The 18410-nt window shown below is 65.3% G+C and carries 17 protein-coding genes; 11 read left to right on the top strand and 6 right to left on the bottom strand.

Annotation, left to right across the window (positions count from 1 at the left end; all coding sequences use genetic code 11):
• Positions 1 to 35: 35 nt before the first annotated feature.
• From IPL75_16715 to IPL75_16675, 9 genes are read left to right on the top strand one after another with little or no spacing between them, the layout of a single operon-like run.
• The gene (locus tag IPL75_16715; protein MBK9241840.1) at positions 36 to 1586 is read left to right on the top strand and encodes a hypothetical protein; all 1551 of its coding nucleotides are present in this window, start codon (positions 36 to 38) and stop codon (positions 1584 to 1586) included.
• Positions 1583 to 2569, top strand: a complete 987-nt coding sequence (locus IPL75_16710) for a glycosyltransferase family 2 protein (GenBank protein MBK9241839.1) — start codon at positions 1583 to 1585, stop codon at positions 2567 to 2569. The genes IPL75_16715 and IPL75_16710 overlap by 4 nt, the downstream gene beginning before the upstream one ends.
• Positions 2570 to 2603: 34 nt before the next feature.
• Entirely contained in the window at positions 2604 to 4493 is a 1890-nt protein-coding gene (locus IPL75_16705) for a polysaccharide biosynthesis protein (GenBank protein ID MBK9241838.1), read from the top strand.
• Between the two features lie 14 nt (positions 4494 to 4507).
• Positions 4508 to 5272, top strand: coding sequence for a YdcF family protein (locus IPL75_16700; protein MBK9241837.1), 765 nt, complete (start codon positions 4508 to 4510; stop codon positions 5270 to 5272).
• 30 nt (positions 5273 to 5302) lie between these two features.
• On the top strand, positions 5303 to 6661 hold the full coding sequence (locus IPL75_16695; GenBank protein MBK9241836.1) for an exopolysaccharide biosynthesis polyprenyl glycosylphosphotransferase: 1359 nt from the start codon (positions 5303 to 5305) through the stop codon (positions 6659 to 6661).
• Positions 6658 to 7158 (top strand): hypothetical protein, encoded by a 501-nt coding sequence (locus IPL75_16690; GenBank protein ID MBK9241835.1) that lies wholly within the window; start codon positions 6658 to 6660, stop codon positions 7156 to 7158. The genes IPL75_16695 and IPL75_16690 overlap by 4 nt, the downstream gene beginning before the upstream one ends.
• A gap of 28 nt (positions 7159 to 7186) precedes the next feature.
• Positions 7187 to 8335: a hypothetical protein gene (locus IPL75_16685; GenBank protein ID MBK9241834.1), complete on the top strand. Its 1149-nt coding sequence runs from the start codon at positions 7187 to 7189 to the stop codon at positions 8333 to 8335.
• 28 nt (positions 8336 to 8363) lie between these two features.
• On the top strand, positions 8364 to 11345 hold the full coding sequence (locus tag IPL75_16680) for an SLBB domain-containing protein (GenBank protein ID MBK9241833.1): 2982 nt from the start codon (positions 8364 to 8366) through the stop codon (positions 11343 to 11345).
• A gap of 2 nt (positions 11346 to 11347) precedes the next feature.
• Positions 11348 to 12118, top strand: coding sequence for a YdcF family protein (locus tag IPL75_16675; GenBank protein ID MBK9241832.1), 771 nt, complete (start codon positions 11348 to 11350; stop codon positions 12116 to 12118).
• A gap of 8 nt (positions 12119 to 12126) precedes the next feature.
• Here the strand turns inward: IPL75_16675 and IPL75_16670 are convergent, their stop codons facing one another.
• The 6 genes from IPL75_16670 to IPL75_16645 are packed head-to-tail and all read right to left on the bottom strand — an operon-like array spanning position 12127 to position 17361.
• Positions 12127 to 13584, bottom strand: coding sequence for a class I SAM-dependent methyltransferase (locus IPL75_16670; protein ID MBK9241831.1), 1458 nt, complete (start codon positions 13582 to 13584; stop codon positions 12127 to 12129).
• Entirely contained in the window at positions 13581 to 14375 is a 795-nt protein-coding gene (locus IPL75_16665; protein MBK9241830.1) for a thiazole synthase, read from the bottom strand. Before IPL75_16665 ends, IPL75_16670 begins: the two co-directional genes overlap by 4 nt.
• Entirely contained in the window at positions 14372 to 14941 is a 570-nt protein-coding gene (rfbC, locus tag IPL75_16660) for a dTDP-4-dehydrorhamnose 3,5-epimerase (GenBank protein MBK9241829.1), read from the bottom strand. Before rfbC ends, IPL75_16665 begins: the two co-directional genes overlap by 4 nt.
• A gap of 33 nt (positions 14942 to 14974) precedes the next feature.
• The gene (gene thiS, locus IPL75_16655) at positions 14975 to 15187 is read right to left on the bottom strand and encodes a sulfur carrier protein ThiS (GenBank protein MBK9241828.1); all 213 of its coding nucleotides are present in this window, start codon (positions 15185 to 15187) and stop codon (positions 14975 to 14977) included.
• Positions 15184 to 15975 (bottom strand): DUF3108 domain-containing protein, encoded by a 792-nt coding sequence (locus tag IPL75_16650; protein MBK9241827.1) that lies wholly within the window; start codon positions 15973 to 15975, stop codon positions 15184 to 15186. The genes thiS and IPL75_16650 overlap by 4 nt, the downstream gene beginning before the upstream one ends.
• Before the next feature lie 12 nt (positions 15976 to 15987).
• Complete coding sequence (locus IPL75_16645; protein MBK9241826.1) at positions 15988 to 17361, bottom strand: glycosyltransferase; 1374 nt, start codon at positions 17359 to 17361, stop codon at positions 15988 to 15990.
• Between the two features lie 169 nt (positions 17362 to 17530).
• On the opposite strand from IPL75_16645, the gene IPL75_16640 reads away from it, so the two are divergent.
• Both IPL75_16640 and IPL75_16635 read left to right on the top strand, forming a co-directional pair.
• Positions 17531 to 17872 carry an NADH-quinone oxidoreductase subunit A gene (locus IPL75_16640; protein ID MBK9241825.1) on the top strand — a complete coding sequence of 114 codons (342 nt, stop codon included), beginning with the start codon at positions 17531 to 17533 and terminating at the stop codon, positions 17870 to 17872.
• Positions 17869 to 18339, top strand: coding sequence for an NADH-quinone oxidoreductase subunit B (locus IPL75_16635; protein ID MBK9241824.1), 471 nt, complete (start codon positions 17869 to 17871; stop codon positions 18337 to 18339). Before IPL75_16640 ends, IPL75_16635 begins: the two co-directional genes overlap by 4 nt.
• The last annotated feature ends 71 nt before the right edge of the window (positions 18340 to 18410 follow it).

Below are 18410 nucleotides of genomic sequence, written 5' to 3'. Positions count from 1 at the left end.
ATGACCCGACCCGATGCTTGGGAGATTTGTCCGTTATGACCGAACCGAATCGCGACGTTTCTGAGGCCTGGAAGATTGATGTCGTAGCCTTGCTCAAGGCCCACGGACGAATTTCGATCCTGGCGGCGGCTGCGGTGGCGGTTCTTGTTGGCGTGGGCGGCTTCGTGTACATGCGGTTTATCCAGCCGGTGACGCGGCAGGTGAGTCTGGAGTTTCGGCCGACCTTCCTTGCCGCAGACAAGATGGAATATCCCAACGGGTTGCCCTTTTCGTCCTCCGACGTCACAGCGGCGTCGGTGATCGACCAGGTGTGGACCACGGCCGAGGTCAAACCCTATTGCGCGCCCGAACCGTTTCGTGCGGGATTTTTTGTCGAACAACGGTCCGATGATTCCGTGTGGCTCGACCTTGAGTACCAGGCGCTCCTGGGCCAGCCTCGACTCGACCCGGTCGAACGGCGGCAGTTGCAGGATGAACATGCGGCCAAGCGGCGCGCCTTGCCGATTCAGTACCGTCTGGTGTTCAGTCTGCCGTCTGAGTGCGCGTCGATCCCGAATGCCGTGTTGGTGAAGGCCATGTCGATTGTGCTGCCCACGTGGGCGACCGAAAGCGAGAGCAAACGAGGCGTGTTGAAGTACCAGGTGACCGTGCTCAGTCCCACCACCCTCGACGTGACATCTGAAGGGCCTGGAGGATGGGTCATTGGGGCCGACCAGCTTCGTAGCGCGCTGGAGCGGATTATTCTGAACGTCGAAGAAGTTGCAAAAATTCCTGGCGCTGTCCAGGTGCGTTTGAACCCAGCACCGGACGCGGCCGGAGGTGCTGGTGCGGCTGCGCCGGCCGGCGTCGATCGGCTGACCTTCTGGGAACTTCGCGGCAAGCTCGACGATTTGTTGCGCGCCCAGCTCGAACCACTGGTGATGACGTCCGGCAGGGCGTTGGCCCGGGAATCGTTTGCGTGGATCAACGAAGCTGTGGCGTCTGCCGAACGCGAGCAAAAATCGGCTGAGAACCGGGCGAAGAAATACCAGGAAGGCCTGCAGCAATACTCCGGCACCTCGGCTCCAATGGACGCGAGGCTGGCCGCGGCGCCAGCGGGTTCGAACCGGGACGCGGGGCAAGCGCCCATGCCCCTGATCGATCAGTCCTTCATCGATCGCATTATTCAGATGTCTGGCATGACGGCGGGATTCCGGCAGGCTTTGACCCAGCAAATGGTGACCGCGAATCTCGACGCGGTTCGCGCGCAGAATCGCGCCGACTATTACAAGCGGCTGCAGTCGCTACGTGACTCCGGCGGCGCGTCAATCAGCGCGGATGACCTGAAGAAGCGCCTTGAGGAGATCAAGGCCGAGGGCAAGATGCTGACCAGGCAGTTCGGCGAACTCTACGACCAGTTCTCCCGCGTCGCCTTGCGCCCGGCGGGTGGACTCTACCAATCTGAAAAGCCTGTGGCGTTTGACGAGAACCGGGCGTTCACCCGACGCTCCCTCTTGCAGCTGGTGGCCGCAGCTTTCATGGCCATGGTGGTCGTCGTGTTCGGGTTCCTCGTCGTTCGCGAGCGCCTGGCACTGGAGCGCCGCTGAACGTAGCCGTTGTTGTCCCGTGCCGCAACGAGGCGGGGTCCATTGAGGCCCTCCTCGACGCCCTCGGATCCCAGACGGTCCTTCCCGATGAAATTGTCGTCGTGGATGACGGATCCACCGACGACTCAGCCGGCGTGATTCGCCGTTGGTCCTCGGCGAACACCAGGACGCCTGCACGAGTCGTCGCCGGACCTGGCCGCGGCCCCGGGCCGGCCATGAATGCCGGGATCCTCGCCACCTCTGCCGACGTGATCGTCCGCCTGGATGGGCACAGCGTGCCCGATGCCAACTACATTGAGCACTCGATAGCCGGGCTGGCCGATGCGCGTGCCGGCGTGGTGGGTGGAGGTTGGAAGGTGCAGCCCGGTGCCGAGACCCGCATGGCCCGGGCAATCGCCGACGTTGTGTCGCACCCGCTGGGATCGGGCGGGGCCCTTTATCGCCATCCGGATTCTGCCGGTCCGGTCACCGTTCGGGTGGAGACCGTCCCGTTTGGCTCATTCCGCCGCGAGCTCTGGAAGCAGCTCGGCGGGTTCGATGAGTCCCTCTCAGCCAATCAGGACTTCGACTTCAATTATCGTGTCCGGAAGGCTGGCTTGGACGTGGTGTTCGATCGCCGGATTTCAGCGACGTACACCGCGCGGCCGACGCTGGCAACGCTGAGCCGCCAGTACTTCCGATACGGCTACTGGAAGCGTCAGATGCTGCGCAAAGACGTGCAGGCGATTCACTGGCGCCAGGTGCCGCCGATGCTCCTGGTGCCCTGGGTGCTGGCCACCGGCGTGATGGCACTGCTGTGGCCCTCGCCGCTGAGCGGCGTCGCTGCGGGCCTGTATCCGGCTGTGCTCACGGCCGGTGCCGTGTTGGTGGCAAGACGTGGGGCGAGTGCCCTGGCGGCCTTTACCGCGTTGGCCACCCTGCAGGTGAGCTGGAGCGCCGGATTCTGGCGTGGGATGCTCGGCGGCGGTCCGCCGCACCACTGATATTGCGTTTTTCGGCGATAATCCCTACGGCAACGTGATCCGCAACCGATACCTCTTCCTTGCCGACCTGCTGGCCATCATCGTGGCCGCCTGGGGTGCGTTCGGACTGCGCTTCGGCTGGTTGTTCCTGGAGTTTCGGCCGGAGTTTGTGCCGTTCCTGCTGGCGGCCATCGTTATCAAGCTGGCCACGTTTTACGGATTCGGTCTCTATCGCCGCTACTGGCGGTACGCCGGGTTCTGGGATCTGATGGCCATCGTCCTGGCCAACTGTGTGGCCTCCGCCATCCTGTCCACCTTCATGGTGGTGCTGCGCTTGTTGGAGTGGACTGAGGGCTGGTCGCGCTGGGTGCCGCCGCTCGACTGGTTGTTTGCCGTCGCGATGACGGTCGGTCTTCGTGCGTCCGTCCGTGCAATTGCCGAAACCATCGCCATGCGTCCCCGCGGCGGCCCTCCGCCCACCCGCAAAGTCCTGATCGTTGGCGCAGGTGATGCGGGTGTGCTCGTTGCCCGCGAAATGCAGAAGAATCCCCAACTCGGTCTTCTGCCGATCGGATTTCTCGACGACGCCAGGAACAAGGTGAATCAGCAGATTCACGGACTTCCCGTCCTGGGTGAACTTGGCGCCCTGGCGAAAATCGCCGCTGACCAGCGCGTCGATGAAGTGGTCATCGCCATTCCCACCGCGGGCGGGCACATCGTGCGGGCCGTGGCCGAACGCTGTCAGGAACTGGGGATCCCGTCGCGCGTCGTGCCAGGTTTCTACGAACTGCTTGACGGCAACGTCAGCGTCAGCCGCCTTCGGAACGTGGAGATCTCCGACCTCCTGCGCCGGCCTCAGGTGCCCGCGCATGTCGCCGGTCCGACGTACCTCCAGGGCGCGAGCGTCGTGGTCACGGGGGCCGGCGGTTCCATCGGGTCTGAATTGTGCAGGCAGGTGGCGCACGCCAGGCCGGCTCGGTTGCTGTTGCTGGGACACGGTGAGAACAGCATTTTCGCGATTGCCGGTGAACTGCGGATGCGGTTCCCTTCCGTGATCGTTGAGGTTGCGATCGCCGACGTGCGGGACCGCGAACGGGTGATGCGAATCTTCCGCAGGTGCGAACCGACGGTCGTGTTCCATGCCGCGGCCCACAAACACGTGCCGCTGATGGAGGACAACGCCGCCGAGGCGGTGACCAACAACATCCTTGGCACGAGGAACGTCCTTGATGCCTCCGTCGCAGCGGGCGTTGAGCGTTTTGTCATGGTGTCAACCGACAAGGCCGTGGCGCCGAGCAACATCATGGGCGCCTCCAAACGCGTGGCCGAGCTGGTGGTGCAACGGACCGCCCGCACGCAGGGTGGGGCGTACGTCGTGGTGCGATTCGGCAATGTCCTCGGGAGTCGCGGCAGTGTCGTCCCGATCTTCAAGGCGCAGATCGAACGCGGCGGGCCCGTGACGGTCACGCATCCGGACGTGCGCCGGTATTTCATGACCATCTCCGAGGCGGTGCACCTCATCCTGCAGGCGGGAGGCATCGGCCAGGGCGGCGAACTGTTTGTGCTCGACATGGGTGAGCCCGTGCTGCTGCGCGAGATGGCCGCTGACATGATCCGGCTGTCGGGTTTCCAGGAGAGTGAGGTGCCCATCGTGTTTACCGGGCTCAGGCCTGGAGAGAAACTCAACGAGGTACTGTGGGAGCCCGGTGCGGTGATCGAGCCCACCGCCCGAGGTGACGTCAGACGTGTGCTCGAGCCGACTGTGGTGACCGAAGACAACCTCGACGACATGGTGAACCGGTTGGCCGACGCGGCGGCCGCCGACGATCACGATCGCATCGTTCGCCTCTTTCATCAGTGTGTGCCGTCGGCGACGCTCACCGCACGGCCTCGACCCGCGGGCCCCCGCGCGCCCGCAGTCGTGGTGCAGTTACCCCGCGCCTGACATCCACAGGACGGATGTTCCTCCTCAGCAAAGTCCTGCCGCAATTTGTGCTGCCGCTCGGCATGTGCCTGATATTGCTCGTCTGGGGACTGGCACGGCGGCGTCGCGCCCCCATGCTTGCGGCGCTCGTCGTGCTGCTGGTGAGCACCAATCCTTACGTGGGCTCATGGCTGATGAGGGCGACCGAAAACTGGGCCGTGCGGCCGTCGGCGGCGCTCAGTCCGGTGGTCGACGCGATTGTGGTCCTGAGCGCCGGCCGCGGTCTGGCGCCTGGGCCGGAGCGTGTCAGTGAATGGGGCGACCCGAATCGGTTCTTCGGCGGCGTGGAGTTGTTCCAGGCCGGCAAGGCTCCGTTGCTGGTCTTCACGGCGGCGCCAATAGCCGGGGCGCCGGACCTTCCGACAGAAGGCGACCTGCTCGCGAGGCAGGCGATGGCACTTGGCGTCCCTGCGGATCGCATCGCGATCACCGGTCGTGTCGCCAATACCGCCGACGAGGCCAGGGAAGTCGCGTCGCTCCTGAGGGCGCGTCAACTCACATCACCGAAAATCCTGCTGGTCACATCGGCGTTCCACATGCGCCGTGCGCGGCTGGTCTTCGAACAGCACGGATTCGTAGTCACCTCCTTTCCTGTCGACTTCGCACTTGATGCGTACGACGGCCTGACGCTGATGAGGTTCCTGCCCAGCGTCGATGCGCTGCGCCAGACCCACACGGCGCTTCGCGAGCTCTACGGCCGCGCGTTCTACTGGTTGTGGGGCGCCGTCGCGCCCCGATGACTCATCGGCCCTGAGCTAACATCCCTACCCATGGCCCGCGCCCTTCGCCCCTCCGAACGCGCCGTACTGCTCGCCGTGAGCGACACCGCGAGCGCGACGATGGCGGTGGTCCTGGCGACGTGGACATGGTCGTTGACCGCAGGCTTCGGATATTCGGCCGGCTTCGTTCGCGATCAAGCCTGGTGGTTCATCGCGGTTCCTCTCTGGGTCACCGCGCTCTCACCCACGCGCCACTCCACCATCGCCCTCGATCTCCGGGCCACGGCATCCGGGTTGATCCATGCCGGCGGCGTGTTGCTCGTGGCGTACCTCGCCGTGTTCTTCTACGTCGGTTCGGAGGCGTTGCCGCGATTGGTGGCGTTGTATCTGCTCTGGAACGCCGCGTGGCTCACGCTGGGCGGCCGCCTGCTCCTGCTGTGGATCCTGACGCGCGACTCCTTCACTCGGACCGTGTTGATCGTGGGTGATGGTCCCGCCGCCGACGCCGCGATGGCGCTCGCGAAGGAGCCCGCCCTGCGCGACGCGGCTATGCTGGCGCCCCTCCGACGCGCCGACGATCAGCGGCTGATTGCCGGTGAGGGAATTGATGGACTGGCCGCGCGGCTTGGTGTGAACGAAGTCATCGTCGCGGCGGATGGCGCCGTTTCGGCAGAAACCATCGACCAACTCCTGCGCTGCCAGGAAGCCGGGATCGACGTGGTCACGTTCGCACGTGTGTACGAGCAGACGCTCCGGCGCGTGCCGGTGCGCCATCTCGGCCACGACTGGATGCTGACCCAACTCTTCGTGGGGGCCGGGCCCGGGGACCCTTCGCCGATCGCGAAGCGTCTCCTCGACCTTGCCGTGGCCGTCATCCTCGCTGTGGTGGGTGTGGTACCGGCCGTCATCGCCGCGTTGGCTGTCCTCGTGGAGTCGGGGCGGCCGGTGTTGTATTCGCAGATGCGCCAGGGTCGCCGGGGACGGCCGTTCCGGCTCACCAAGTTCCGGACGATGAGAAAGGACGCGGAAACGGCGGGGCCCCAATGGAGCCCGGAAAACGATCCGCGCATCACCCGTGTCGGCCGCATGCTGCGCCGCACCCACATCGATGAACTGCCAAACTTGTGGGCCGTGCTGCGCGGAGACATGAGCATGGTGGGGCCACGTCCGGAGCGCCGGGAGTTTATCGATGTGCTCGAGCAGCAGGCGCCCTTGTACCGGGCACGCCTCATCGTGGCGCCGGGCCTGACGGGATGGGCCCAGGTCAACACCCGCTACGGTGACTCGGTGGAAGGTGCGATGACGAAGCTGGAATACGACTTGTATTACGTGCGCCACCGGTCGATGTGGTTCGACCTCAGCATCCTCGTGCGCACGGTGGGCCGGATGCTTCTCGGGAGGGGCCGGTGACCGCACATCCGCGTTTCCCGTTTTCAGGTCAGCAGCTGGTGGGAGCCCTGATTGCAATCGTCGTGGCGACGGTCGTTGTACCACCCGGTGCCGCCTCGTTTCTGAATTCGAGACGGATTACACAAACGCAGACGAGAGCGGAATCGGCCGCCGAGTATCTGCGCGCGCACCCCGCACGCGTCTCCGGCGGCACCATCACCGTGGCGTGTGGTCCCGGCCGGTTACCGCAACTCGTGCCGGCTACGGCGAGTGCCCGTGCGGCCGCACAATCGCTTGCCTCGCATAGCGAATGGATTCTTGCCGCGACGTCGGCGCCGGAGCTGTTCGGCGAGGGCATGCCCACCGATGCCTGGGGACGATGCTTCCTGCTCGACGTCCGGGCGCAGGGATCTGCGGGGCCGTCCTGGTTGCTGTCAGCGGGCCCGAACGGCTTGATCGAAACGCCGATCGCCGCCCTGATGCTCGGCGGGGACGACATCGGGGCCCGCGCGCGCTGACCCGGAGGTGTCGTGCTACGCTCACCGGGTGTCGCTTCCAGGTCAGACCCAGCGGCTCCCCGATCACTTCGATGACGAGGGGGAGGTCCGGCTTTCGCCACTAGTGGCGCTGAATTTTGTCTTGCGCCATCGCGTGCTGCTCGCCGTGATGTTCGCTCTGGGCCTGGCCGTTGGAGTGGTGCAGGCCTTGATGCTCTCGCCGTGGTATCAGGCCTCAGTGACGTTTGTGATGAGCCCTGGCGAGGGCCGGGCAGCCGCCGGCGTGGTGGACGAAGTCGAGCAGCCGTACCGGGGGAATCCTTTTCACTATTACTCGACCGTGCTGTCCTCGACGGTCGTGATGAACGCCGTCCTCAAGGACAAGCTGAGTGACGGCGTCACCGTGCTCGATCGGTTGAGTCCTCCCGGGACCCCACCGGGACAACGAGAGGCCCTGGCGCGCGAACGTCTGGCTGACGCCAATCCCAAGCTCGAGTCGAGCACGCGGTCCTGGGGAGACGAGATGCCGGTATTGACCATCTCGGCCGGCTGGACCGACCCCGGCATGGCGGCGGAACTCACGAACTTGTTCCAGAAGGCGCTGGCGGATTTCGACAAGGACATTCGCACCAAGGCGGCGAAGGACCGACGGGAGTTCATCGAAAAGCAGGTGACCGAAAAGGCCAACCAGCTGAAGGACACCGAAGACAAATTGCGAATGTTCACCGAGAAGAACCGGCTCCTGATTCCGAACGATGCACCGAACGAAGAGCGGCCGACGACCATCCCGCCGCAACTCACGTTGGGGCGAGACCAACTGCAGCGGGAAATTGACCTCCAGCGGGATCTCTATGTGTCGCTCAAGACCTCGTACGAAGAAGCCAAAATCTCGGAATTGGACAATGCCTCGGCTCTGGTGGTGGTTGAGGCGGCCGTCCCGCCGAAGTCTCGAAGCGGTGGGTCGCGCCGGGGTGTGGTCCTGATGCGAGGGATGATTGGCCTGGTCCTTGGGCTGGGCCTGGCTCTCCTCCTTGAGTTTCGCACGACCCTCGATGTGAGCTCCCCGGAGGCCCGGGAGTTCGCGGGGCACCTGGCCGACATCCGCGGGGGACTGCGGCGCTTCCCCGTGCCGAGCGTGCCGAGGCTGCCGGGCCGGGAATTGGCTGAAGAACCGCCGGAACAAAAACACGATGTTTAGGAACGTCTCTTTCGCAACTGTGATGTGTGTGGGCCTGCTTGGTCCGATGGTGATGGCCCAGGGCACGGGGCGGCCGCCGCAGCCGCCGCCAGCGGGGCAGGCGTCCCCCACGAGTCAGGCACCACCACCGGTCCAGTCCCCAACGCCGCCGGCGGGATTGCCGGTGCAGACGCCGTTGGCCAGTCCCAACCGCGCGGCCGAAGCCCGGCCCGACCTGCCCCTCATTGGCTACGACGCGTTCAAGATTGACGTATCGGCCATTCCGCCTGGACCGGTTGACAAGAGTTACGTCCTCTCGCCGGGCGACGTTGTCCACGTGCGCGTCTGGGGCGAACTGCAGTTGACGTTTCAATTGACCGTCAGCAGCGACCATTACCTGGAGATTCCAGGTGTGCTCGGCCGCGTGTATACGGCGGACCTGCCCCTGGGGGACGTGACCGATCGCGTCATGCGGCACCTGGCCACTGCGCACGCGGTGTATTTCGACCTGGAGAATCCCGCAGCCAGTACGGCGTTTGTGGACGTGACGCTGGGAGAAGTGCGCGGCATCCAGTTTCTTGTGCAGGGCGAGGTGGCTACGCCGGGCAGCTATTTGCTGCACCCGAGTCTCGGTAATCTCATCTACGCGATTGCCAAAGCCGGCGGCGTGAAGGACAGCGGATCGCTCCGGAACGTGCGCATTCGCCGGGGCACACGCACCTTCGAAGTGGATTTCTACCAGTTCCTGTTGAAGGGGACTGTGGATGGCACCGAACTGCAGATTCGCAATGGCGATCTGATCTTCGTGCCGCTCAAGCGTAAGGAAGTGACGATTCAGGGGCAGGTGCGCCGGCAGGGGGTGTACACGTTGCTCGCCGCGGGCCACGAAGATCTCGACGAAATGATCGAGTACGCGGGGGGAGTCCTGCCAACCGCGATCACCGAGCGCATCCTGATTCGCCGCAGCGAAGTCAACGTGGGCACGCGCACGATCAGTGTGAACCTTGATGCCGAGGCGGCGGCCAAACGGGAGGTGCCGCTGCAGGACCAGGACGTCGTCACCATCCTGGCCTCCGACACCAGACGTCGCGACTACATCACCCTGCAGGGCAACGGCGTGCCTCTCCCGGGCGAGTATCAATTCACGCCGGGGATGCGGATCCAGGAGCTATTGGTCAGGGCCGGCGGTTTGAGACCCGAGGCGTATCTTGAGCGGGCCGAACTCAGACGGACAGGGCCGGATCTGCGGACGAGTTATGTTCACGTCGATCTTCGTCTGGCGGCCGCAGGAAACCCCGCGCACAACGTGGTGATCGAGCCGCTGGATGAGCTGACCGTGAACAGCGTCATCGATGTGGTGGGCGCTGCCGGAGAGGTCAGCCTGACCGGGCACGTCAAGACGCCCGGAACGGTCCCGCTCTCGTCGGGCATGCGCGTCTACGACCTGCTGTTTACCCGAGCCGGCCTGCAGGACGCCGACTTCATGCGGGATACCTTCCTGCGGCGCGGCGATATCATCCGCGTCGTACGTGGCACCGTGCGCACGGAGTTGCTGACCTTCGACCTGGGCAAACTTCTGGAAGGCGACCAGGCGCAGAACCTGCTGCTGCAGGCCGACGACAAGGTCGTGATCTACGAACGCAACGAGATCCTGGGCACCGATCGCACAGTGACGCTCTCCGGGTTCGTGAGGTCGCCGGGTACCCACAGCCTGCTGCAGGGCATGCGGCTGCTGGACCTGCTGCGGAACGCCGGAGGATTCGAAGACCCCGACCGTCGGCGCGATGCGTACCTGCCGCGCGGCGAGATCTGGCGCATCGTCGGGCGGGGCGACCGCGTCGAACGGGAACTCCTGCGGTTTGATCTGGGTGCGGCGCTGGGCGGCGACCCGGCTCAGAACCTGCAGTTGCAAAGTGGCGATGAGGTGATCGTTTACGCGGCGCGTGACTTCGTCGAAACGCGAACCGTTGAAATCGACGGCGCCGTGAACAAGCCGGGCGTCTACGAACTGGCGTCCAACATGACGATGGGCGACCTTCTGGTGAAGGGCGGGGGCCTCAAGGACCTGGCCGACCCGAAGATGGCGGACCTGTTCCGTATGGGGGCCACCGGTGACGGAGAACTCCGGCTGGAGTCGGTGGCCGTGCCGCTGTCGGACACGTCGCTGGTGTTGCGCAACCGGGACCGGCTCCTGGTGCGGATGCGCTCCGGCTATCAACCCACCCGCGTCATCGACGTGAGCGGAGAAGTCCAGTACCCGGGCCGATATACGCTGAGCGGCGGGGCGGAGCGCCTGGCCGATGTGATTCGAATGGCGGGTGGCGTGCTGCCCGACGCCTTCCTCGAGGGAGCCTCGCTGCATCGGCGTGACGGGACGGGGGCAGAAGCGTCAACGCGTGTCGTGCTCGACTTCGCGCGCGCGCTCCGATCGCCCGATTCCCCCGACAACCTGCTGCTCGAGCATGGTGATCGCCTGCATGTCACACGGCGGTCCAACACGGTCACGGTGGTGGACGCGGTGCAGCGTCCGATCACCATTGCCTTTGCCAAGGGCAAAGGGGTCCAGTACTACCTCCAGGCTGCGGGTGGCGTCACTGCAGATGCCGACGCGAAAGGCGTGGCGGTGGTGTTGCCCAGCGGTCGGTATGCGCCCAACAGATTCCTGCGCGGCCCAAATATCGTGCCGGGCAGCACGATCGTGGTGCCATCCAAAACGGGTGTGATCCGGCCGCCGGTTCCCGAACCCGTCGTGGTGGCTCCACCACCGGCCCCGCAGGCGCCTGAGGTGGCGACCCCGACCGTCTCCGCCTCACCGGTCCCTTCGTGGATGATCTCCGGAGTTGCCGGGCCGCTCAGCGGCACGTGTCCCGCGCTCGCGTTTGACATCGGCTCGAGCCGCATCACGACCACCGAGGCGACGGTGTTTGTGGGCACGCCCTGCGCAGACCTGAAGGCCGGCGATCAACTCGAGGTCACCGCCGTGCGGCAGACGGAGCGCATGCTGGTAGCGCTCGAAATTCGACGCCGCTGACCATGTCAGGCTCCGGCCGCCCGGGCAAACCGACGCTGAGGATTCTCTGGCGATTCGTCCGCGCGTTCGGCGTGCTGACGCTGGTGCTGATGCTCTGGCTCGCGGCCGGGTGGCCTGTTGGCATCGATCGATGGCTCGATGTGACCGAGCCCCCGGAGCCCGCCGCAGCGATCGTGGTGCTGGGTGGGGGCACGGGCGCCGGCAGCCTGCCGTTGCAGCAAGGCTGGGAGCGCATCAATACCGCGCATCGTCTGTACGCGGCCGGCTTTGCGCCGGTCGTAATCTTCAGCGGGTCCGGCACGCAAAACGTGAGTCAGTCTGAAATTTATGCGAACGCGGCGGCGTGGATGGGAATCCCCCGATCGGTGATGGTCCTTGAGGCGACCGCCGGCGGGACGCAGGACCACGGACACGCGCTCCGTGGGATGGTGCTCCCGACCGGCGCCGTCATCGCCGCTGACACGCCGTTGCTCGTGGTGACGTCGACGTTTCACTCGCGCCGCGCCCTGATGGCATTTTCCCGCGCGGGGTTCACCCGCGTTCGTGTGGTGAGCCAGTTCACTGCGAGCCCACCCGACGCGTCCGAAGAGCCGTCGGCGCCCGCCGTGGGAGAGCCACCGGAAGGGACGGTCAGGCCTGACACATTGACGAACTCTGTCGCGGACTACCAGCCATCAGACAAGCGGTACGGCGACCTGTTGTTTCGGCTGGCGCACCGGACGTTTGATTTTTTCATCAACCTCCGCGAGATGGGCGCCATCCTGCTGTCGTGAGCTAGGTTCTAGCGCCGGGCGACGACCGCGTAGTCCATGAACGTGAACAGCCGGGCGTTTAACTTGTCCGCGTGCGAGTTCACGATATCCACCAGGTCGGTGACAGTGGGATTCAGTTCAACACCTTCGCGCGGCGGCGGCAGGGGCACGTGTTGCAGGCGATCGGTCTCGGCCACTGGCGCGCGGTATTCCACACTCACGGTGGTGAAGCCGCTGGCCTGCACCAGATACTGCAGCGTCTCAGGGTGTAACGGCCACCGGTGGGTAATGTCGCGCAGGTAACTCTCGAAGAACGCCACCCAGCACGCAGGGTTCAGCGTCTCGAGCACCATGGGCGCTCCCGGCTTGAGCTTGTGAAACGCGAGTTCAATGAGCCGCGTCAGATACGCCGGCTCCAGGTGCTCGACCACCTGAATGGCGATGAGCCCGTCCAGTGACCCGTCGGGTAGCCCGTCCATGTACGCGATGGCATCCGCCCGCTCGGCCGACAGGCCACGCTCGCGGCACACCTGCACCATGCTCTGATTGGTATCGATGCCGCGGGCGCCGATGCCCGCGCCGCGGAACAGATCCAGGAGCTCACCCCTGCCACACCCCACGTCGAGCACGTTGGCGGCACCGGCAAACACGGGCAGGTAGTCGATCAGGCGTTCGCGAATGGCGTCCTGCGATCCCCTGAACCGGTCTTCGAATCCGACGTACTTGAACGAGTCGAGGTTGCCGGCCTCGCTGTTCGTGGCGCCCGTGCCAGGCGCGGTCCCAACCGACACCTGGAGACCTTTGGCAATGAGGTGTTCAACCTCGCGCTTGAGGAGGACGGCCGACTGTTGCGCCAGCGTGACCCGCTGGGCCAGTTCGTCGTAGCCGCGCTGCAACGCGGGGTGCCGCGACTCAAACCGCTCCTCCCGGGCCAGCAGCGCCTCCCAGTGCTTCAACCAGTCGTCGGCCAGCGCGCCAATCGCCGAGTTGACCACCTGGGCCTGGCCACCGACGGCGCGGTCCTTGGTATCGACATACAGCGTGAGGCTCTGCAGCAGCGAGAGCAGCGCCGCATGGAAACGAATCGTCGCGTCGGTCTGCTGGCGAACAAGCTCAATGGTCGTGGAGATGGCGCGCTCGGATTCGCGGTGGGCCGCGACGTTTCTGTTGAGGTGATCGACCAGTGCCGCGTTGAACGCCTTCTGCGTCACGAGTGGTGGGCCAATCAGGCGCCAGATGAAGCCCCTCAGGCGGCCTTTCCACGACCCGTCAATCGCAGGTTCGCCGTCGGGCAGAATGTCCCATGACAGGTTCAGCGGTGTGATCTGCGCGTCGTCGTAGGCGGGTGGCGCATGCGGAAATTCCGGACGTTGCGGCAGGGCCTGGTCGACCCGCGTCAGGCGGTCGTTGTACTCGCGGTGCGCGTCCGCGCGCTCCTGCTCGAGCCGGGCCAGCAGCGTTTCAAGTCGTTCGGGTTCCACAGTCATCTCGAGGCGATCAACCCATCCAGCGGGCTGCTTGCCGATGCGTACATCTTCTTCGGAATGCGGCCCGACAGGTAGGCCAGCCGTCCCGCGATGATGGCATGTTTCATCGCTTCAGCCATCCGGGCCGGGTGGGTGGCGCCCGCGATGGCCGTGTTCATCAGCACGCCGTCTGCGCCCAACTCCATCGCGAATGCGGCGTCCGAGGCCGTCCCGACCCCGGCGTCCACGATGACCGGGACGCGCGACTGTTCCTTGATGATGCGCAGGTTGTTCGGGTTCTGGATGCCCAGACCGGAACCAATCGGCGCGCCCAGGGGCATCACCGCCGCGGCTCCGGCATCTTCGAGTTTCCGGCAGGCGATCGGGTCGTCATTGGTGTAGGGCAGCACCACAAACCCTTCCTTGACCAGCACCCGCGTCGCCTCGAGCAATGCCTCGTTGTCGGGAAAGAGCGTGCGTTCATCGCCGATGACTTCAAGCTTCACCCACTCAGACAAGCCCGCTTCGCGCCCAAGCCTCGCCGTGCGAATGGCATCGTCGGCGGTGTAGCACCCGGCGGTGTTCGGCAGCAGGAAAATCGCGGCGCGATCGATCCAGTGGAGCAACGACCCTTCACCACGGGCGGCCAGGTCCACCCGGCGAACGGCCACAGTGACCATCTCAACTCCCGCAGCCCGATGCGCCGCCTGCATCACCTCGTGGGAGGGGTACTTTCCGGTGCCCACAACCAGACGGGACGAAAAGCTGCGGCCCGCGATTACGAGCGGCGCGTCATCAGTCGCAGTGGTCACGATGGGATCTCCTGGAGTGAGCGCAGGTGGCCTGCGCGATCGAAGTCGGGGTAGTCGCGGTCGCGCGGGTGCAGGATGCGATGGGCATGGCTGGGCCACTCGATGCCAAATGCCGGGTCGTCCCACCGCACACCCCGGCAGTGTGACGGCGTGTACGGCGCAGAGACGGTGTAGAGCACTTCGGTGTCAGGGGTGAGGGTCTGAAATCCGTGGGCCACGCCTTCGGGAATATACAGGGCACGGCGGTCCGTGGCGTCCAGCGTGATGCCGAACCACTGGCAGTACGACGACGAGTCCGGGCGCAGATCCACCACCACATCAAAGGCCGCACCCTTCACGCACCGCACCACTTTGGCTTCCGCGTAGGGCGCCAGTTGATAGTGCAGGCCGCGGAGGGTTCCGCTGGCCGCGTTGTGCGACAGATTCATCTGCTCGACGTGCGGGTTCAAGCCATGCTGACTGAAGGTCTCTCGAGAGAATCCCACCGCGAAGAACCCACGCTCATCCCTCAGGGGGGTCAAGGCGATGACCTGAACGCCTGGGATCGGTGTGGGGGTCAGGACCATTGCGTGGATCAGTGTAACGGTGAATGGGCCGGATCAGCCGCCACCGACGAACGAAACGATCTCCACCTCATCACCGCCACGCACCAGCGTCTCGGTGAATCGGCCGCGTTTGACGACGAGTCGATTGAGCTCAACGGCGACGAGCCGGCCGTCCAGGCCAAGGTCCTGCAACATGCGTTCAACCGACTGCGGCGCGGGCCAGTCCCGCGGTTCGCCGTTGAGCGTGATGACGTCGAGCGTGGTCACCCGGTGACCTTGGCGAGTGTGAGCTGAACACTGCCGACGGTCAGCCCGGCCTGGAACTTCAGCGGCAGTTTGCGCTCGTCGTCAGAGATCCAGACCGTGAACGAGCTGGCGTCGGCCGCCTTGCCCGACGCATCGGTCACCGACATCGACACCTTCCAGGCCGGCAGCGAGCCCACACCGCTCCTGACGAGTTCCCTCGCCGCGACTTTGATTCGCATGGTGTAGGCTTTGCCGCTGTCGGTGATCGGAATCGGCACGGCGAGTCCGACTTTGAGCGGCAGCGCCCGCAGGATATAGATCGCCCCCAGGGGGTCCTGCGTGGCCACCGGCACCTTCAGTGATGACGTGGCTGTCGTCGCCGTCTTGAGTTCGTACTGCACCGCGCCGTTGCCCCTGAACGTGGTGGTCTTCTGCCGCTTGCGGCCGCCTTCATCGCTATAGAGCGTGGCAACCGACGGCAGGAGCGAGCGCGTGTCGAGCATCGACTCGGCTTTGTAATACAACGAGTACAGCGTCCCGATGACCGACGAAGGTTTGGCTTCCGCGATCAGGTAATACGCGTTGCGGCCCGGTCCCGCAGGGCGGCGCTCCTTGACCGAGAAGGTGGCGGTGCCCGCCGACACAAAACTCGTCCACGAGATGTCGAACGTCAGCGTTTCTCCAACTTTGAACGGCACGGCGCGATCGGCGCCGGCGGTCTGGAGTTCCGGACGCGCCACCAGGACCGTGAGCAGGGCGGCGCTGATGAACAGCGCGCGCCAGCGGAGGGGGAATCGTGAATCTGCCATCGTCGGTTCCTTCTAAAACAGGGGTCGGTCCAGCATCTCACGGACGAGGTGCCGCGCGTGCCCTTCCGGATCCGGCCGAAGGTGGGCGGGAAGGTCCGCGACAGGCGGCGCAATGTCCGTGGCGCGCGCGATCGCGCGCTCGTAATCGGCCACCATCCGTGGCACAGAGTGATTGGACTCCCAGTGGGCGCGGGCGGCCGCTCCAAGGCGCCGGCGCAACTCGGCGTCAGAGCCAAGGCGTCGAAGCGCCAGCCTCAGCGAATGGCCTTCGTCCAGGATATCCACGCCCACCGCCACGGCCCGCGATTCCGGGTGCGGCGCCAGATCCGACGTCGGGGCATGGCAGAGCCAGGTGCGGGGATCCAGCGTGACCACGTCGAGGTGATGCATGGCGTCGATGATGACGGTGGGCAGGCCCAGCGACAACATCCGGAGCCAGGGGCCGGAGACCTCCCGCGCTGTGGGCCACCGGAGGTTCAGCCCCACGTCGCAGGCGGCGGCCGCGTGATCAAAATCGGCGTCGTCGAGGCGCCCCACTAGGTGCGTCACGTCGCCAATGCCGAAGGATTGGGCGAGTTCAGTGAGTGGGAGGAGCGGTGACACCTGCCCCGCGAACAGCAGCCGGGCGTCGGGCGCCCACTGGCGCGCGCCGGCAAACTCCCGGATGATCTGCGCCACGCGTTTTTCCGGCGCGGCCGTGCCGAGTACCCCGAAGACCAGGGCTTCGGCTGGAATGCCGATGCGGGCGCGAAACGCGCGGCGTGCCGAGGCCTTGTCGAACTCGGCCACGCCATGCCCGAGCGCGATATGGTCAATCGTCCGGTCAGGGTGTTCCTGGCGCAGTACTTTCATGGCGCCCACCGAATGCGTCGCGACCATGCGGGCCGAATCGATGATGGCGCGGCGCATGGGCCACTGGTAGTAATAGGCGCCGTCAAATCCATGCACCGCCAGTTCGGCCGCGTCGCGAGACAGTTGGGGGTGGTTGTAGGCGAATTCGTTCCGGTAGTCAGCCGATCGGTGCCGCCGCAACAGGGCGCCTGCGCGGGCGTGGTGCAGCCGCGCGTCGTGCATCACCACCAGCCCAGGGCACTGGAACAGGTACGGCCAGATGAACTCGTGCGCCCAGGAATTGCCGATCTGGTAAATGGGCAGGTCGTAGGCCTGCCGCGCCTGCCGCCAGACAAAATCGTGGGCACTGAGGATGCGGACTTCGCCCGGATCGGGGCCGCGGTCCCCGCCCCGTGACACCTCCACCAGGGCTTCGTCCACATACACATCCACGCCGTGCCCCGCTGCGGCCAGGGCCGGGACGACATCGGCCGAGCAGGTGGCCACGCCGCTCGGTTGCGGCGGCCAGGGGGAGAAGAAGGCGAGGCGCGACATCTGGATCAGATGGTCTCACCGATTGGCCATGGCCTCATTGGCCCATTGCCCAATTGGCTCATTCCACGTTAGCATCTCACCTTGATCATGCGAGGTACAAGCTCGCGTGGGTGGCTCGGCCACTGAAGGAGATTCTGGACCCGTGGACGGTTTTTTACCCATCCTCATCATGATCGGCCTGGGCGCCGGGTTTGCCGGCGGTTCCGTGCTGCTGTCGCAGTTTGTGGGCCCGTCCAAGCCGACCCCTGAAAAGAGTGCTCCGTACGAGTGCGGCATGCCGCCTGTGGGCGACGCCCGGGAGCGGCAGTCGGTGAAGTTCTACCTCGTGGCGATGATCTTCCTGTTGTTCGACATCGAAGTGGCGTTCCTCTATCCCTGGGCGATGGCGTTCCGGGAACTGGGGGCGGTGGCCTACTTCCAGATCGTCGCGTTTTTTGCCCTGCTGGTCACCGGCTACGTCTACGTGTGGCGCAAGGGCATCTTTGACTGGAGTTCCGAGGTAGACCGATGACGCGCGAAGAACCGCAAGGGTCAATTCTCACGACGTCGGTCGAAAAGATGGTCCAGTGGGCGCGACGGTCGGCCATCTGGCCGGTGACGTTTGGCCTGGCGTGTTGCGCCATCGAAATGATGGCGATGGCCGCCGGCCGGTACGACGTCGCCCGGTTCGGCGCCGAGGTGTTCCGCGGGTCACCCCGTCAGTCAGACCTGATGATCGTTGCCGGACGCCTGTCGCGAAAGATGGCCCCTGTGCTGCGCAGAATCTACGACCAGATGCCCGAGCCCAAGTGGGTCATCTCCATGGGCGCGTGCGCGAGTTGCGGCGGCGTGTTTGACAACTACGCCATTGTGCAGGGCGTGGACCAGATTGTGCCGGTGGATGTGTTTGTGCCCGGGTGCCCGCCGCGCCCCGAAGCCCTGATTTACGGCATCGTGCAGCTGCAGCGCAAGATCGACCAGCAGCGGATGAGCGCGTAGGAGAGTTGCGTGGAAACGCCAGTGCAGATTCCGTTCGACGCGCAGGTGCTGGACCTGGTCCGCGAGAGAGT

The organism is Acidobacteriota bacterium (assembly GCA_016716905.1).
Taxonomy (GTDB): domain Bacteria; phylum Acidobacteriota; class Vicinamibacteria; order Vicinamibacterales; family SCN-69-37; genus SYFT01.
Note: the sequence above shows the minus strand (reverse complement) of the source record. Positions and strands in the feature narration are given on the sequence as shown.

Bases quoted from the DNA above. Each gene is read 5' to 3' on its own strand.
- IPL75_16715 (MBK9241840.1), top strand. From the start codon at position 36: ATGACCGAACCGAATCGCGACGTTTCTGAGGCCTGGAAGATTGATGTC.
- IPL75_16700 (MBK9241837.1), top strand. From the start codon at position 4,508: ATGTTCCTCCTCAGCAAAGTCCTGCCGCAATTTGTGCTGCCGCTCGGC.
- IPL75_16695 (MBK9241836.1), top strand. From the start codon at position 5,303: ATGGCCCGCGCCCTTCGCCCCTCCGAACGCGCCGTACTGCTCGCCGTG.
- IPL75_16675 (MBK9241832.1), top strand. From the start codon at position 11,348: ATGTCAGGCTCCGGCCGCCCGGGCAAACCGACGCTGAGGATTCTCTGG.
- IPL75_16670 (MBK9241831.1), bottom strand. From the start codon at position 13,584: ATGACTGTGGAACCCGAACGACTTGAAACGCTGCTGGCCCGGCTCGAG.
- rfbC (MBK9241829.1), bottom strand. From the start codon at position 14,941: ATGGTCCTGACCCCCACACCGATCCCAGGCGTTCAGGTCATCGCCTTG.
- IPL75_16650 (MBK9241827.1), bottom strand. From the start codon at position 15,975: ATGGCAGATTCACGATTCCCCCTCCGCTGGCGCGCGCTGTTCATCAGC.
- IPL75_16645 (MBK9241826.1), bottom strand. From the start codon at position 17,361: ATGTCGCGCCTCGCCTTCTTCTCCCCCTGGCCGCCGCAACCGAGCGGC.
- IPL75_16640 (MBK9241825.1), top strand. From the start codon at position 17,531: ATGATCGGCCTGGGCGCCGGGTTTGCCGGCGGTTCCGTGCTGCTGTCG.
- IPL75_16635 (MBK9241824.1), top strand. From the start codon at position 17,869: ATGACGCGCGAAGAACCGCAAGGGTCAATTCTCACGACGTCGGTCGAA.